Here is a 15,637-nt window from a genome sequence, read left to right on the forward strand (position 1 = left end):
TGTTGAACAGTAAACACTTTACCGATTCTTGACCTGGAGCCGTACAACTTTCCTCACTTTGCTCGAAACCTCTGGCGCATCTCGGACCAGTGGTTTTTCAATGGTCGACACCATGGCTCTGCTGCCCCCCTTCGTCCGCTCCCCGAGGACGGCCAGGACCCCCGTCCAGCACCCCGCCGTCGTACTCCCCGCCGACGACGAGGTGCTCCTCGACGCGCCGGACGACCGCCTGGGCCCCGCCCTCGTGGCCGCCGGGCAGGGCACCTGGCAGACCGCGTCCCGGCTGCTCGCCGCGACCCGCGAGGACGCCGCGTGGGAGAACCGCGACCGGTACGCCGTACGTCTGGCGTCCTTCGCGCAGTCACGCGCCGAGTGGTTCGAGGACTGGCGTACGGCCGCCCCGCACGACCCGGACATGCTGCTGGTCGGCGCCCAGCTCGCGGTGGCCCGCGCCTGGCAGTCGCCGGCCAGGGCGGAACTGCTGCGCGAGGTGAGCCCGCTGATCACGGCCGCCGCGCGCGGCGACGACCGCGATCCGGTGCCGTGGCGGATAGCGCTGGACCACGCACACGGCTCGAACGCCGGGCACAAGTACTTCGAGGAGCTGTGGGAGGCGGCGATCCGCCGCGCCCCGCACCACTACGGCTGCCATGCCGCCGCCATGCGCTACCTCGCCGACAGCTGGCACGGCTCCCACCACGAGTGCTTCGACTTCGCGGAGACGGCCGCACAGGACGCCCCCGCGGACTCCCTCGTCCAGGCGCTGCCGACACGTGCCGCCCTCGCCTATCTGACCGACGATTGCGGACCCGACGTGGCGCTCGAGCGGCTGGACGCGGCGGCGGACCGGGCGATCGCGCTCTCGGCCCGCTTCCCGGCGGCCGACCCCTGGCCGGCGGAGATGCGGAACAAACTGGCCTACGTCCTGTCCCGCCTGGACCGCTGGACGGACGCGCTCGAACAGGTGAGGCTCATCGGCCCGTACGCCACGTCATTCCCCTGGGACCGGCTCTCCGACGATCCGCTGGGCCGGTTCCTGGAACTGCGCGAAGAGGTCCGCCTGCACGCGGCCTCCGGACATCCACGGAGTGGGCACACGGAACGTGCACACTCCGGCGACCATTAGGCTTCTGCGCCGTGACCACCGTCCGTCTTCCCCTCTTCCCTCTGAACTCGGTTCTGTTCCCGGGGCTGGTGCTGCCGCTGAACGTCTTCGAGGAGCGCTATCGCGCCATGATGCGCGAACTGCTCAAAACACCCGAGGACGAATCGCGCCGCTTCGCCGTCGTGGCGATCCGCGACGGCCTCGAGGTCGCCGTGAGCTCCCCCGGCATGCCCGACCCGACGGCCCTGCCCGAACGCGGGCCCGCGGCGGGCTTCGGCACGGACCCGATCAAGGCGTTCCACGGCACCGGGTGCGTGGCCGACGCGGCGACGATCCGGGAGCGCGAGGACGGCACGTTCGAGGTGCTGGCGACGGGCACCAAGCGCGTACGTCTGCTGTCGGTGGACGCCTCGGGCCCGTTTCTGACGGCTGAGCTGGAAGAGCTCCCGGAGGAACCGGGCGAGGGGGCGGGCGCGCTGGCGGAGGGCGTCCTCAGGGCCTTCCGCCAGTACCAGAAGCGTCTGGCGGGCGCCCGCGAGCGCTCGCTGACGACGGGCTCGGAGCTGCCGGACGAACCCTCGGTGGTGTCCTACCTGGTGGCCGCGGCGATGATGCTGGACACCCCGACCAGACAGCGCCTGCTCCAGGCTCCCGACTCCGCGTCCCGTCTGCGCGACGAGCTGAAACTCCTTCGCACGGAGACGTCCATCATCCGTAACCTGCCGTCGTTGCCGGCGTCGGACCTGACGCGCGGTCCGACGAGCCTGAACTGAGCCGGGGCCCCGAATGGCGAAGAAGTCGAAGAAACAGCAGCAGTCGGGCGGCACGCCCGCGACGGTGGCGCTGACGGCGGCGGGCGTGGAGTACACGGTCCACGCCTACGACCACGATCCCGCACACCCCTCCTACGGCGAGGAGGCGGCCGAGGCCATGGGCGTCTCCCCGGAGCGCGTCTTCAAGACCCTGGTGGCCGACGTCGACGGCGCCCTGACGGTGGCCGTGGTCCCCGTCGCCGGCCAGCTGGACCTGAAGGCGCTCGCCACGGCGGTCGGCGGCAAGCGCGCCGCCATGGCCGATCCGGCCCTGGCCGAACGGACCACGGGCTACGTCCGAGGCGGTATCTCCCCGCTGGGCCAGCGCAAGAGGCTCCCGACGGTCCTGGACGCCTCGGCCTCGGCCCACCCCACGATCTGCGTCTCGGCGGGCCGCAGAGGCCTGGAGGTCGAACTCGCCCCCGAGTCCCTCTCCGCACTGACCGAAGCGATCCTCGCCCCCATCGGCCGCGCGTGACCTCTCGACGCGGCTGACTTCCTCGGCTAAGCACGAGGGACATGTCGAAGAAAACGCGAAAGCGAAAGTGGCGCACGAAAAAGGGCCGCGCGAACCACGGCAGGCGACCGGCATAGAATCAGGTTTTTCAGCCCGTCCGGCGTTTGAGGACAAGGCCCGTTCAGGGCCGGCAGCGGGGGTCTGGGGGCGCAGCCCCCAGGGACGGGACGGGTAGGGGCGGCGGGGGCGAGGAAACCCCCGCCGCGACCACCGCCCACCGAAGCCCTACACCGACGGCGCCCCATGAGGCCCGTACGGCCCCTGCTGCGGATACGGCTCAGGATCCCGCGGCCCGAACAGCGCCGTGAGCCCCAGATGCACCACCAGCGCCCCGAGCGGCCACGCCAGCCACGCCCCCTTCGCCGACAACTTCAGCGGCGCCGAGAACGTGACCCCCTTGCCCACGGACTTCGCATGGGCGATCACATCCTGCGCGGGCCCCAGCCAGATCCCGACCCGCCAGGCCAGCAGCGACCCGAGGAACCCCCCGACACCCAGCGCCACGACCAGCGGCACACCACCACGCCGCCGCACCAGGAACACCACGAGCGCGCTCACGAGACCGAACGCCAGCCCCAGCAGAGTGAACGTTCCGTCGACCCCGATCGCCTGCTCCCCCTCGGTGTCCCCGAGGTAGACGACCCAGCTCTTGTCGACGACGTCCCCGACGAGCGGCACATGCGGCGCCAGCCACCACCACAACACCCCGAGCAGCACCCCACCGAGCGCCACGACGAGGGCGACGACGACGGCCTCGCGTACTTCGGTCGCCATTCCGGGACCGTCGTACGCGGCCTCATGGGACGCGGGAGCCGCGTACTTGGCGGCAGGAGACTGCCACGCGGCGTGCGGGGGCTGTTCGTGCGGCGGCGGGGGCGGAGTCAACGGTGCGGTCACCCTGACATCGTGCCAGGCCCGCCTGTGCGGCGCGTCACCGGACGGCCGCCCGACGGTACGCCCAGGTGGCGACGGCCAGCGACACGACCCCCACGACCCCGCACACGGCGAGGTCACCGAGCACGAACGCCCAGTCGGGATGCGGTCCGAACGTGCGCGCGAACGCCTCCACGCCGTACGTCGACGGCAGCAGATCCCGCAGGAACCGCACCGCCTCCGGCATCCGGTCGGCCGGCAGCACCCCGAGCAGCAGCGCCGCGGACATCCCCAACTGCCCGAGCACCGTGGCCAGTTCCGGCCGCGGCGCGAGCAGCCCGAAAGCCGCCCCCAGCCCCGCGAGGGCCGCTCCCGCCAGCGGGATCACGGCGACGAGCACCCACAGATGCGCCAGCGGCAGCCCGAACAGCACGCACCCGAACACCGCGGTCACCACGGTCCCCGGCACGGTGAAGGAGGCGTAGGCCCCCGCGGCCCCGAGCACCACGGCGGCCGGCGGCACCGGCAGCGTGGCGTAGTGGTCGAGCCCGCCACTGGCCCGCAGCTGTCCGAAGTACTGCGCGAGCAGGTTCAGCGCGACGAAGGCCACGACGAGCACCGACGACCCCGCGACCACGGCCTGCGCCTCGGCCCCGCCGTCCACGACCCCCCGCATGAGGACCATGATCCCGACCGACTGGAAGGTCGCCACGAACAGCAGCGGGATGCGCGCCACCCGCGCACGGGACAGCTGCGCCCGGTACACGGCCGCGAGCGACGGCCACAGCCGCGCACGCGGCCCGAGCTCGGCCGCGCCGCGGACCGTCTCCTCGACGGCCCGGGCGCTGCCCGGCAGAACCTCGGCGGGTACGACACTCACGTGGCGCTGCTCCCTCTCACAGACGGGTTCACTCCGGCGTTCGTCCTGTTCCGTACGGATGCTACGGCCCGCGCACTCAAGCCCGGCTCAAGGTCCCGCATCGCGCTCACGCCTTCACCAGCCCCTGCTGCGCCGCCCCGCCGAGCGCCAGATAGACGTCCTCGAGGCTCGGCGTGGCCAGGGTGAAGTCGTCGAGGGCGGCGAAAGCCGCTCCCCCGGTCACCGTCGCGACGACCGCCCGCGCCTCCTCCGGCGCGAGCCGCAGCGTCCAGCGGCGCCCGGAGGCCACGACCCGGTCCTGGAGCGCGGCGACCTCGGGGACGTGCAGCGGGGCGGCCTCGCGCCATACGAGGTCGACCCGGACCTCCCCGGCGACCTGCTCCTTGAGCCCGACGGGGGTGTCGCAGGCGATCACCCGGCCCTGGTCGAGGACGGCGACCCGGTCGAGGACGGTCTCGGCCTCGATGACGTTGTGGGTGACGAGCAGCACGGTCGTCCCGCGCTCGGCCCGCCGCCGGTCCACGGCGGACCAGACGGCCCGCCGCGCGACGGGGTCCATCGCGGTGGTCGGCTCGTCGAGCACCAGCAGCGGCCGCTCCCCGACCAGCGCGGCGGCGAGGCACGCCAGCCGCCGCTGGCCGCCGGAGAGCTTGTTGATGGCCCGTCCGGCGAGCGGGGTGAGCCCCAGTTCGTCGAGTACGGCATCACGCTCGGCGCGCGCGGCGCGTGCCTCGAGTCCGCGCAGTCGCCCGGTGGTCTCGGCGGCGAGCGAGACGGTCAGTTCGTCCAGGGCGGTGGACTCCTGGCCGAGATAGGCGAGGATCCGCGCGGCCCGCTCCGGGTGGCGCACGATGTCGTGGCCGAGGATCTCGACGCTGCCCCGGTCGGGCCGCATCAGCCCGGTGAGCTGCCGTACGAGGGTGGACTTGCCGGCGCCGTTCGGCCCGAGGAGTCCGAAGATCTCGCCGCGCCGGATGTCGAGCCGCACATCGTCGGTGGCACGCACCTCGGGGGTCGCGGGAACCCCGCGCCGGCCGCGTACCGCCGGATAGGTCTTGGTCAGTCCGCGCACCGCGCACACGACATCGTCACCGTGTCGAAATGCCTGTGCCGCGCGCGTACTCACAAGGCACGAGAGTACGGGGTCGGGAAGCTCCGCTCGCCCTCGGGGGCGGCGTATGTGCCGTTTCACTCCCCCGCGGGAGCGTGTTCGGCGGCGGTCCGCACGTCGATCTCGCGCCAGAACCCGGCACGGATGGCGTAGCGGTCGTGCTCGTCGATCTGGTCGTCCTTGTGGGCGAGCAGTCCGAACCGGGCGGCGTACCGCAGCAGCTCACCGTCGATCCGGTGCGGGACGCGCGGATACATGCCCGAGAGCTTCTGCAGTTGGCTCTGCTCGCCGAGCCGCTCCATCCAGCGCCGCGCGAAGACCTGCCCCACCTCGTAGGGATCGCCGCCGACGGTGGTGATGTCCTCCTCGCGGTCCGCCCATCGCTGCTCGGCGCTGGTCAGCTGGGCGAGGGTGGGCATCGAGGCGACCTCGGGCGGCTCGGCAGGGCCGCCGGGGCGGTCGACCCAGCCTTTGTCGGAGGACCAGCGCAGGGTCGCGTTCGCGGGCTGCTGCGGCTGGGTGCCGGGGCCGCGCAGGGCGGCCAGGTCCTTGGGGGTGGGCACGCCCTTGGGCGCGGGCACTCGCTCCTGGGTGCCGTTCTCCGAGGCGGCGGGGGCGTGGTCGCTCTCGTCGGCGGACCGTTCGGCCGCCGCGGCGAGTGCGGAGTCGGGCAGCGGTGCGGACAGGATCGCGGCGATCTCGGGCCGCGGCGCGGGCGGCGGCGCGCAGATCCCGCCGAGTTCCTTGGCGCGTACGGCCTTGGTGATCCACGTACGGTCCAGGACGCGCCGTTCGTCGGCCTCGGCGACGAGGTCCTCGGACTGGTTGTAGTCCCCGTCGGCGGCCTGGACGGCCCACAGGTGTACGGCGACGCCGTGCTCCTTGGCGGCCATCATGCCCGGCAGCAGATCGCCGTCACCGGTGACGAGGACGATGTCGGAGCAGGCGCGGTTGCGGGCCAGTTCGGTGAGCTCGGCGTGCATGGCCGCGTCGACGCCCTTCTGCGCCCAGCGTCCGTCGCTGCGGGTCAGCGCGCCCAGCCGGACGGTGACCCGGGGCATCACCCGCAGCCTGCGGTGCTCGGGCTGGGGGACGCGGTCGGGGGCGCCGTCGAACCAGTAGATGCGCAGCAGGGGCCGTTCGGTGTCCGACTCGGCGCGTTCGCGCAGGCCCTGGATGAGGGCGGGGTGATCGACGGTGATCCGGGATCGCGAGGGTTCCCCGGCAAGGAGGGAGGCGGCGGCGCCCAGCAGATACCCGGCGTCCACCAGGACGATGCATCGGTCCACGCGACTCACCCTCTTCCGAGGCGGTTTACTTCGGACTTCCTTCGAGTCTGCCCGACCGCGCGGAGGTTAACGGCCGGAACTCGATCTTCGGCGTGGCGTTTCGGAACATCGCGGGGCGACAAGCCCTGTCACAGACGGTAATTATCCGAAATGCGTTCTTTGTCAGCGTATGTGAATCTGGTCCCGGCCCTGGCCCCTAGATCCCCCTCAGGAGGCAGATCACCATGGCCAAGAACAAGAACCGTGACCGCAAGCAGCCGCAGTCCGAGCGTGGTCAGCAGGAGGCCCAGCAGTCCTCGATGGAGGCGCAGGCCGAGCAGCGCATGACCCAGGTGACTCCGGGTGATATGGCCCGCAAGGGCAAGCAGAAGCGCTTCGGTCACAACTGACATCTTCATAACGGGTTGTTGAGACCCAGGCACACAGAGAGGGCGTACCCGTGCACGGGTACGCCCTCTCGACATGCTCTGTCTATCCCGCCAGGCAGGACGGGCCGAGCAGCACCTTCAAGTCGCCGAAGAGCGCCGGGTCCGGCTTCACGCGGTGCCGGTCGAGACGCAGGACCGTGGTCTTGGTCGGGCCCTGGAGCTTGATCCGGACCTCGCTCTCGCCCTTGTGGTGGGTGAGGATCTCGCCGAGACGGCTGATCATCGGCGGGGTGACCCTGGTGGCCGGGATGGTGAGGATCACGGGCGCGTTGGTGCCCGCGTTGGACAGGTCGGGGACCTGGAGTTCCATCGCCACCAGCCGGGGCACGTCCTCGCGCTTGTCGAGGCGGCCCTTGACGAACACCACGGCGTCCTCGACGAGTTGGGTCGAGACGAGCTGGTAGGTCGCCGGGAAGAACATGCACTCGATGGAGCCGGCGAGGTCCTCGACGGTGGCGATCGCCCAGGCGTTGCCCTGCTTGGTCATCTTGCGCTGGAGGCCCGAGATGATGCCGCCGATGGTGACGACCGCGCCGTCCGCGTGCTCCCCTCCGGTGAGCTGGGCGATGCCCGCGTCGGCCTTGTCGGACAGCACGTGCTCCAGGCCGAAGAGCGGGTGGTCGGAGACGTACAGGCCGAGCATCTCCCGCTCCTGGGCGAGCAGATAGGCCTTGTCCCACTCGTCGGTGGTGAACTCCACGTCGAGTCCGAAGCCGGGCTCGCTGGTCTCCTCCTCGCCCATCCCGCCGAAGAGGTCGAACTGGCCCTCGGCCTCCTTGCGCTTGACCTGCACGACGTTGTCGATCATCGGCTCGAAGTGCGCGGTGAGGCCCTTGCGGGTGTGCCCCATGGTGTCGAAGGCGCCCGCCTTGATCAGCGACTCCGTGGTGCGCTTGTTGCAGGCGACCGCCTCGACCTTGTCGAGGTAGTCGGGGAAGGAGGCGTACTTCCCCTTGGCCTTGCGGCTCCTGATGATCGACTCGACCACGTTGGTACCGACGTTGCGCACCGCTTCGAGGCCGAAGAGGATCACGTCGTCGCCCTGGGCGGCGAAGTTGTGCACCGACTCGTTCACGTTCGGCGGGAGCACCTTGATGCCCATGCGCCGGCACTCGTTGAGGTAGACGGCGGACTTGTCCTTGTCGTCCTTGACGGAGGTGAGCAGTCCGGCCATGTACTCGGCGGGGTGGTTGGCCTTGAGGTAGGCGGTCCAGTACGAGACCAGGCCGTACGCGGCCGAGTGGGCCTTGTTGAAGGCGTAGCCGGCGAAGGGGACCAGGACGTCCCACAGGGCCTTGATGGCCTCGTCGCTGTAGCCCTTCTTCTTGGCGCCCTCCTGGAAGAGGACGAAGTTCTTCGCCAGTTCGTCGGGCTTCTTCTTGCCCATCACGCGGCGCAGGATGTCGGCCTCGCCGAGCGAGTACCCGGCGATGATCTGGGCGGCCTTCTGGACCTGCTCCTGGTAGACGATCAGGCCGTAGGTGACCGCGAGGACCTCTTCGAGGGGCTCCTCCAGCTCCGGATGGATCGGGGTGATCTCCTGGAGCTTGTTCTTGCGCAGCGCGTAGTTGGTGTGCGAGTCCATGCCCATCGGGCCCGGACGGTAGAGCGCCGAGACGGCGGAGATGTCCTCGAAGTTGTCGGGCTTCATCAGACGCAGCAGCGAGCGCATGGGGCCGCCGTCGAACTGGAAGACACCGAGGGTCTCACCGCGCTGGAGCAGTTCGAAGGTCTTGGGGTCGTCGAGCGGCAGGGCCAGCAGGTCGAGGTCGATGCCCTTGTTGGACTTCACCATCTTGACGGCGTCGTCCATGATCGTCAGGTTGCGCAGGCCGAGGAAGTCCATCTTCAGCAGGCCGAGCGACTCGCACTGCGGGTAGTCCCACTGCGTGATGGTCACGCCGTCCGTGTGCCGCACCCAGATCGGGGCGTGGTCGACGATGGGCTCGCTGGACATGATCACGCCGGCCGCGTGCACACCCATCTGCCGGACCAGGCCCTCGACGCCCTTGGCGGTGTCGATGACCTTCTTCACGTCCGGCTCGTTCTCGTACATCGCCCGGATCTCGCCGGCCTCGCTGTAGCGCGGGTGCGAGGGGTCGGTGATGCCGTTGAGGTCGATGCCCTTGCCGAGGACGTCGGCGGGCATGGCCTTGGTGAGGCGGTCGCCCATGGCGTACGGGTAGCCCAGCACGCGCGCGGAGTCCTTGATCGCGTTCTTCGCCTTGATCTTGCCGTAGGTGCCGATCATGGCGACCTTGTCGGCGCCGTACTTCTCGGTCACATACCTGATCACCTCGACGCGCCTGCGCTCGTCGAAGTCGATGTCGACGTCGGGCATGGAGACGCGCTCGGGGTTGAGGAACCGCTCGAAGATCAGGCCGTGCGGGATCGGGTCGAGGTCGGTGATGCCCATGGCGTAGGCGACGATCGAACCGGCCGCGGAGCCGCGCCCCGGGCCGACCGCGATGCCGTTCTTCTTGGCCCACATGATGAAGTCGGCGACGACGAGGAAGTAGCCCGGGAACCCCATCTGGATGATGACGTCCATCTCGTACTCGACCTGCTTCTGCCGGTCCTCGGGGACACCGCCCGGGAAGCGGCGGTCCATGCCCCGGCGGACCTCCTCCTTGAACCAGGTGACCTCGGTGAAGCCCTCGGGGATGTCGAACTTCGGCATGAGGTTCTTCGCCTCGAACATGCCGGTGGTGTCGATCTGCTCGGCGACCAGGAGGGTGTTGGCGCAGCCCTCCTGCCAGGCGTCCGAGGAGTCGACGGCGTACATCTCGTCCGTGGACTTCAGGTAGTAGCCGGTGCCGTCGAAGCGGAAGCGGTCCGGGTCGGAGAGGTTCTTGCCGGTCTGGATGCACAGCAGGGCGTCGTGCGCGGTCGCCTCGTGCGCGTACGTGTAGTGCGAGTCGTTCGTCACCAGCGGCGGGATGCCGAGCTTCTTGCCGATCTCCAGGAGGCCGTCGCGGACCCGGCGCTCGATCTCGATGCCGTGGTCCATCAGCTCCAGGAAGTAGCGGTCCTTGCCGAAGATGTCCTGGTACTCGGAGGCCGCCTTCAGCGCCTCGTCGAACTGGCCGAGGCGCAGACGGGTCTGGAGCTCGCCGGAGGGGCAGCCGGTGGAGGCGATGAGGCCCTCGGACCACTGGGAGATGGTCTCCTTGTCCATCCGGGGCCACTTCTGGAGCCAGCCCTCGGCGTACGCGTCCGAGGAGAGCCGGAAGAGGTTGTGCAGGCCGGTCGAGTTGGCCGCCCAGATCGTCTTGTGGGTGTAACCACCCGAACCGGAGACGTCGTCCCGCTTCTGGTGCGGCTGGCCCCACTGGATCTTGCGCTTGTTGCGCCGGGACTCGGGGGCGACGTAGGCCTCGATGCCGATGATCGGCGTGACCCCGGCCTTCTTCGCGGTGTGGAAGAAGTCGTACGCCCCGTGGAGGTTGCCGTGGTCGGACATGGCGATGTGGGTCATGCCCATCTCGTTGCACGCGTTGAACATGTCCTTGAGCCGCGCGGCACCGTCCAGCAGCGAGTACTGGGTGTGGACGTGCAGGTGCGTGAACGGCGGCTTTGACACGGCTGCGGCCTCCAGGGGAAACGTACGGCGACGGGTGTCCCACCAGTCACGGACACTCTGGGGGACAGCGTCGAAGTCTATGCCTCGGCACTGACACTCCGGGGGCTGCCCCGCGTACCTTCACAGCGAGGGTTCGGCGGGCACTTTCGTCCGGCCCCGCCCGTTGAGACGACAGAAACGCTGTCGTACACATGCACCAGGAGGCACCCAGCGATGTCGGTACCGCAGCTCAACGACGAGCCTCGCGGCGAGGAGATTCTCGCCGTCTTCGACACCGCCTTCGGCGAGCTCCTGGCCGCCGACCCGGCCGCGTTCCGGGTGAAGTTCCGGAAGATGGCGGCCTCGGCGTTCGCGTTCTACCGGGGTACGGCGTGCCTCTTCTACAACGACCTCGACTCGGACAAGCGGGGCGGCCCGTACCTGGACGAGCGCACCTCGCGCGTGTGGATCCACGGCGACCTGCACGCCGAGAACTTCGGCACGTACATGGACTCCACCGGCCGGCTGATCTTCAACGTCAACGACTTCGACGAGGCGTACGTCGGCCCCTTCACCTGGGACCTCAAGCGCTTCTCCGCGTCCATCGCCCTCATCGGGTACGCCAAGGCGCTCAGCGACGAGCAGATCACCGAGCTCGTCGAGGTCTACGCGGCCGCCTACCGCGAGCGCATCCACGCCCTGGCCACCGGCGCCAAGAGCGACGAGGTGCCGCCCTTCACGCTGGACACCGCCGAGGGCCCGCTCCTGGACGCGCTGCGTGACGCCCGCTCGCTGACCCGCTTCAGCCTGCTGGACTCGATGACCGAGATCCGCGACTTCGAGCGCCGCTTCGCGCCGGGCGGCGGCTCCATCGAACTGGACGCGGCCACCCGCTACAAGGTGCTCGCCGCCTTCGACGGCTACCTGGAGACGCTGCCGGAGACCTCGCTGACCCGCCCGGACTCGTACCGGGTGAAGGACGTGGTCGGCCGCCGCGGCATCGGCATCGGCTCGGCGGGGCTGCCGTCGTACAACATCCTCCTGGAGGGCCACAGCGACGCCCTCGAGAACGATGTGGTGATCTACATCAAGCAGGCCCAGACCCCGGCCGTCTCCCGGCACATCACCGACCCGGCGATCCGTGACTACTTCCAGCACGAGGGCCACCGCACGGTGCTCTCGCAGCGCGCCCTGCAGCAGCACGCCGACCCGTGGCTGGGCTGGACCGAGCTGGACGGCTCGGGCCAGCTGGTCGCCGAGGTCTCGCCGTACGCCGTCGACCTGGACTGGGGCGATATCGACGAGATGGAGGAGATCGCGGCGGTCGTCGCCGACCTCGGCCGCGCCACCGCCACCATGCACGGGGCGGCGGACGACCAGTCCGGCGAGTCCCTGGTGCCCTTCTCGACCGAGCGGGCCATCGACGCGGCCATCGCGGCCGACGAGGACGGCTTCGCGGACCTGCTGGTCTCTTTCGCCCACGACTACGGGGCACGCGCGCGTACCGACCACCAGATCTTCGTGGACCTGTTCCGCAACGGCCGCATTCCGGGCCTCTGAGCCCCCGGACCGCCGACCACAGCCCCCGACCGAACCGATCGATAACGATAGGGCCGCTCACAGGGACCCTTTAGGGGTCCCTTACAGGCCCGCGTGACACACTCTCCTCCGCTATGGACATATCCGGGACCCGACTGCGAGCGCTCCGCGCGGCGCTGTTCACGGCACTCGTCGTGACACTCAGCACCGCGTCGCACGTGGTGCTGTCCCGGGTCCCGCTGCCGCTGAACACGGTGGCCCTCGTCGCGGCCGCCGTGTTCGTCCTCGCCTACGCCCTCGCCGGCCGCGAGCGGAGCTTCGGGCGGATCGCCGCCCTGCTGGTGCCGCTGGAGCTGGCCGCCGACACCGTCCTCACCGCAGGCCAGCACGTCTGTTACGGCGCGGCGGGCGGACCGGTCACCGGTCCGCTGCGCTCGGTCGGCTGGGACGTGTTCTGCGGTGACGGCAGCAGCGTCGGCAGCCCGCTGGCCCGTGTGACCGGCACCGACACCGACCGCCTCGCGGGCGCCCTCGCCCACGCCGACCCGCAGGCCGCCTGGCTGCTGCTCGGCGCGCACATCGGCGTAGGCCTCCTCGCCGCCGCCTGGCTGCGCCGCGGCGAGCGGGCCCTGGCCCAGGTGGTCGGCGCGGTGACGGCGACCACGTTCCGGCCGCTCCTGCTGGCCGTCGCCGCGGTGGCGGTACGACGGACCCCGGCGGCCCGCGCCCCGCGGCACCCCGGTCGTCGTACGGCCGTCGTCCGCGACCGGATCCTCGTGCACTCCCTGGGACGGCGTGGACCGCCGTGCTCGGCCGCTTTCGCCTGACCGGACAGCACCCGAGCACCACCAGCCCCCATGCATCCCGCACACGAGGTGTGCGCGTCCCCTTACGGAGATCACCCATGAGCAAGCGGAACAGCCAGGCGTCGAAGTCGGCGGCCCGTGAGCGGCTGCGCCAGGAGCGCGAGCGCCAGGCCAAGCGCGACAAGGTCAAGCGGCAGGTCATCGTCGCCTCCTCCCTCGTCGGCGTCCTCGCGATAGCCGGCGGCATCGGCTACGCGGTCGTCCAGGGCAACAAGCCGGCCTACTGGGAGGCCGCGAAGGACGACAAGCTCGTCAAGCCGGCCAACACCACGGGCACGAACGGCACGACCGTCACCATCGGCAAGAGCACCGCCAAGAAGACCCTCGTCATGTACGAGGACCCGCGCTGCCCCGTCTGCGCCTCGTTCGAGCAGACCGTCGGCTCGACCGTGGACAAGGACGTCGAGGACGGCAAGTTCAAGATCCAGTACGTCGGTGCCACCTTCCTCGACAACGGCCTGGGCGGCGAGGGTTCGAAGAACGGGCTCAGCGCGCTCGGCGCGGCGCTCAACGTCAGCCCCGAGGCCTTCCTCGAGTACAAGACCGCGATGTACTCGGCGAAGTGGCACCCGGAGGAGTCCGACGACAAGTTCAAGGACGACGCCTACCTCATCAAGATCGCGAACACGGTCGACGCCCTGAAGAACAACAAGACGTTCCAGAACGCCGTGAAGAACGGCACCTACGACAGGTGGGCGCTGGAGATGTCCAAGACGTTCGACGACAGCGGGGTGACCGGCACTCCGACGCTGAAGATGGACGGCAAGGCGCTGACCGGTTCCGACGGCAAGAACGCCCCGATGACGGTGGCCGATTTCAACACGGCGCTCGAGGCGGCCCTCAAGGCCTGACCCGACCGTCATCCCAAGAGCGGGCGAACTTTTGCCGGTTCGCCCGCTCTCGTTCATACCGATCAGTAACCTGATCGGTCGTGACCAGTAGATTCAGAGCATCCGAGCATCTCAACTCCCTGTCACCGCGCCGCCGTACGGTGGTCAAGGCCGCCGCTGCCGGCGCGGTACTGGCCGGCCCCCTCGCCGCCGCGATCCCGGCCCGCGCCGCCGAGGCCCCCGCCTTCCTGCACGGTCTCGCCTCCGGCGACCCGCTCCCGAACGGCATCCTGCTGTGGACCCGGGTGACGCCCACCGCCGAGGCGATACCCGGCTCCGGGCTCGGTCCGGACACCGAGGTCGGCTGGGTCGTCGCCAAGGACAAGGCGTTCACCAACGTCGTCGCCAAGGGCACCACGACCGCGACCGCCGCCACCGACCACACCGTCAAGGCCGACATCCGCGGCCTGGAGCCGGCCACCGACTACTGGTTCCGCTTCTCCGCGGGCGGCACCGACTCCCCGGCGGCGCGCACCCGCACCGCGCCGGCGGCGGACGCGGCCGTGGCGAACCTCCGCTTCGGCGTGGTCTCCTGCGCCAACTGGGAGGCCGGCTACTTCTCCTCGTACCGCCATCTCGCGGCCCGCGGCGACCTGGACGCCTGGCTGCACCTGGGCGACTACATCTACGAGTACGGCACCGGCGAGTACGGGACGCGCGACACCGTCGTCCGTCCGCACGCGCCGGCCCACGAGATCCTCTCGCTGGCCGACTACCGCACCCGGCACGGCCGTTACAAGACCGACCCGGACCTTCAGGCGCTCCACGCGGTCGCTCCGGTCGTGGCCATCTGGGACGACCACGAGTTCGCCAACGACGCCTGGTCGGGCGGCGCCGAGAACCACACCGAGGGCGCGGAGGGCGCCTGGGCCGCGCGTCAGGCCGCCGCCAAGCAGGCCTACTTCGAGTGGATGCCGGTGCGCACGGCGACCGCCGGCACCACCTACCGGCGGCTGCGCTTCGGCAAACTCGCCGACCTGTCGCTCCTCGACCTGCGCTCGTTCCGCTCGCAGCAGGTGGCCGTCGGCAACGGCTCGGTCGACGACCCGGACCGTACGCTCACCGGGCGCGCCCAGCTCGACTGGCTGAAGGCGGGGCTGAAGTCCTCCGACGCCACCTGGCGGCTGGTCGGCAACTCCGTGATGATCTCGCCGTTCGCCATCGGCTCGCTCTCCGCGGACCTCCTCAAACCGCTCGCCGAGCTGCTGGGCCTGCCGAAGGAAGGGCTCGCCCTCAACACCGACCAGTGGGACGGCTACACGGACGACCGCCGCGAGCTGCTGGCCCATCTGCGCGCCAACGCGATCCGCAACACCGTGTTCCTGACCGGCGACATCCACATGGCGTGGGCCAATGACGTGCCGGTGAACGCCGGGACGTACCCGCTGTCCGCCTCGGCCGCCACGGAGTTCGTCGTGACCTCGGTGACCTCCGACAACCTCGACGACATCCTCAAGGTCCCCGAGGGCACGGTCACCGCGCTCGCGGCGCCGGTCATCCAGCTCGCCAACCGGCATGTCCACTGGGTCGACACGGACCGCCACGGCTACGGCGTCCTGGACATCACCGCCGAGCGGGCGCAGATGGACTACTACGTGCTGTCCGACAAGACGAAGGCGAACGCGACCTCGTCCTGGGCCCGTTCGTACCGCACGCGCAGCGGCACACAGAAGGTCGAACGGACATACGACCCCGTGTAGTCACCTTTTGGCCAACGGCGGGTAGCGCAAGCCGCGTTCGTATACGGAAGCGCTACTCGCCCGGT

At 70.1% G+C, this 15,637-nt stretch carries 13 protein-coding genes; 8 read left to right on the plus strand and 5 right to left on the minus strand.

Going from position 1 to position 15,637, the window contains the following annotated elements:
- The first annotated feature begins 100 nt into the window (after positions 1 to 100).
- Genes ACIOHP_RS17175 through ybaK form a run of 3 tightly spaced genes read left to right on the plus strand, consistent with a single transcriptional unit; the run spans position 101 to position 2,395 of the window.
- Positions 101 to 1,126 carry a hypothetical protein gene (locus ACIOHP_RS17175; RefSeq protein ID WP_401888222.1) on the plus strand — a complete coding sequence of 342 codons (1,026 nt, stop codon included), beginning with the start codon at positions 101 to 103 and terminating at the stop codon, positions 1,124 to 1,126.
- Between the two features lie 11 nt (positions 1,127 to 1,137).
- Positions 1,138 to 1,878: an LON peptidase substrate-binding domain-containing protein gene (locus ACIOHP_RS17180; protein WP_361545185.1), complete on the plus strand. Its 741-nt coding sequence runs from the start codon at positions 1,138 to 1,140 to the stop codon at positions 1,876 to 1,878.
- Between the two features lie 13 nt (positions 1,879 to 1,891).
- Positions 1,892 to 2,395 (plus strand): Cys-tRNA(Pro) deacylase, encoded by a 504-nt coding sequence (gene ybaK, locus ACIOHP_RS17185; RefSeq protein ID WP_361488415.1) that lies wholly within the window; start codon positions 1,892 to 1,894, stop codon positions 2,393 to 2,395.
- Positions 2,396 to 2,659: 264 nt separating this feature from the next.
- On the opposite strand, the gene ACIOHP_RS17190 is transcribed toward ybaK, so the two are convergent.
- The 4 genes from ACIOHP_RS17190 to ACIOHP_RS17205 form a co-directional block, all read right to left on the minus strand.
- Positions 2,660 to 3,331: an AAA family ATPase gene (locus ACIOHP_RS17190; RefSeq protein ID WP_401888226.1), complete on the minus strand. Its 672-nt coding sequence runs from the start codon at positions 3,329 to 3,331 to the stop codon at positions 2,660 to 2,662.
- Positions 3,332 to 3,365: 34 nt separating this feature from the next.
- The gene (locus tag ACIOHP_RS17195; RefSeq protein WP_361545191.1) at positions 3,366 to 4,187 is read right to left on the minus strand and encodes an ABC transporter permease; all 822 of its coding nucleotides are present in this window, start codon (positions 4,185 to 4,187) and stop codon (positions 3,366 to 3,368) included.
- A 106-nt stretch (positions 4,188 to 4,293) separates the two neighbouring features.
- On the minus strand, positions 4,294 to 5,268 hold the full coding sequence (locus ACIOHP_RS17200) for an ABC transporter ATP-binding protein (protein ID WP_401888393.1): 975 nt from the start codon (positions 5,266 to 5,268) through the stop codon (positions 4,294 to 4,296).
- Between the two features lie 107 nt (positions 5,269 to 5,375).
- Positions 5,376 to 6,587, minus strand: a complete 1,212-nt coding sequence (locus ACIOHP_RS17205) for an NYN domain-containing protein (RefSeq protein ID WP_401888229.1) — start codon at positions 6,585 to 6,587, stop codon at positions 5,376 to 5,378.
- A gap of 224 nt (positions 6,588 to 6,811) precedes the next feature.
- Here ACIOHP_RS17205 and ACIOHP_RS17210 point away from each other — a divergent pair, with 224 nt between their 5' ends.
- Entirely contained in the window at positions 6,812 to 6,976 is a 165-nt protein-coding gene (locus ACIOHP_RS17210) for a hypothetical protein (protein WP_266893661.1), read from the plus strand.
- An 82-nt stretch (positions 6,977 to 7,058) separates the two neighbouring features.
- On the opposite strand, the gene dnaE is transcribed toward ACIOHP_RS17210, so the two are convergent.
- Positions 7,059 to 10,598, minus strand: a complete 3,540-nt coding sequence (gene dnaE, locus ACIOHP_RS17215) for a DNA polymerase III subunit alpha (protein ID WP_361545197.1) — start codon at positions 10,596 to 10,598, stop codon at positions 7,059 to 7,061.
- Positions 10,599 to 10,811: 213 nt separating this feature from the next.
- Between dnaE and ACIOHP_RS17220 the strand changes: the two genes are divergently transcribed.
- The 4 genes from ACIOHP_RS17220 (at position 10,812) to ACIOHP_RS17235 (ending at position 15,572) form a co-directional block, all read left to right on the plus strand.
- Positions 10,812 to 12,137, plus strand: coding sequence for a DUF2252 domain-containing protein (locus tag ACIOHP_RS17220; RefSeq protein WP_361545200.1), 1,326 nt, complete (start codon positions 10,812 to 10,814; stop codon positions 12,135 to 12,137).
- Between the two features lie 113 nt (positions 12,138 to 12,250).
- Complete coding sequence (locus ACIOHP_RS17225; protein WP_401888235.1) at positions 12,251 to 12,943, plus strand: hypothetical protein; 693 nt, start codon at positions 12,251 to 12,253, stop codon at positions 12,941 to 12,943.
- A 77-nt stretch (positions 12,944 to 13,020) separates the two neighbouring features.
- Positions 13,021 to 13,833, plus strand: coding sequence for a thioredoxin domain-containing protein (locus ACIOHP_RS17230; RefSeq protein WP_361545206.1), 813 nt, complete (start codon positions 13,021 to 13,023; stop codon positions 13,831 to 13,833).
- An 80-nt stretch (positions 13,834 to 13,913) separates the two neighbouring features.
- Positions 13,914 to 15,572, plus strand: a complete 1,659-nt coding sequence (locus ACIOHP_RS17235) for an alkaline phosphatase D family protein (RefSeq protein ID WP_401888238.1) — start codon at positions 13,914 to 13,916, stop codon at positions 15,570 to 15,572.
- The last annotated feature ends 65 nt before the right edge of the window (positions 15,573 to 15,637 follow it).

Origin of the sequence: Streptomyces sp. NPDC087859 (assembly GCF_044742595.1) — a bacterium.
Classification (GTDB): Bacteria; Actinomycetota; Actinomycetes; order Streptomycetales; family Streptomycetaceae; genus Streptomyces; species Streptomyces canus_F.

Excerpts from the sequence above, each read along its gene's own strand:
- ACIOHP_RS17175 (WP_401888222.1), top strand. The coding sequence starts at position 101 with ATGGTCGACACCATGGCTCTGCTGCCCCCCTTCGTCCGCTCCCCGAGG.
- ybaK (WP_361488415.1), top strand. The coding sequence starts at position 1,892 with ATGGCGAAGAAGTCGAAGAAACAGCAGCAGTCGGGCGGCACGCCCGCG.
- ACIOHP_RS17210 (WP_266893661.1), top strand. The coding sequence starts at position 6,812 with ATGGCCAAGAACAAGAACCGTGACCGCAAGCAGCCGCAGTCCGAGCGT.
- ACIOHP_RS17220 (WP_361545200.1), top strand. The coding sequence starts at position 10,812 with ATGTCGGTACCGCAGCTCAACGACGAGCCTCGCGGCGAGGAGATTCTC.
- ACIOHP_RS17225 (WP_401888235.1), top strand. The coding sequence starts at position 12,251 with ATGGACATATCCGGGACCCGACTGCGAGCGCTCCGCGCGGCGCTGTTC.
- ACIOHP_RS17230 (WP_361545206.1), top strand. The coding sequence starts at position 13,021 with ATGAGCAAGCGGAACAGCCAGGCGTCGAAGTCGGCGGCCCGTGAGCGG.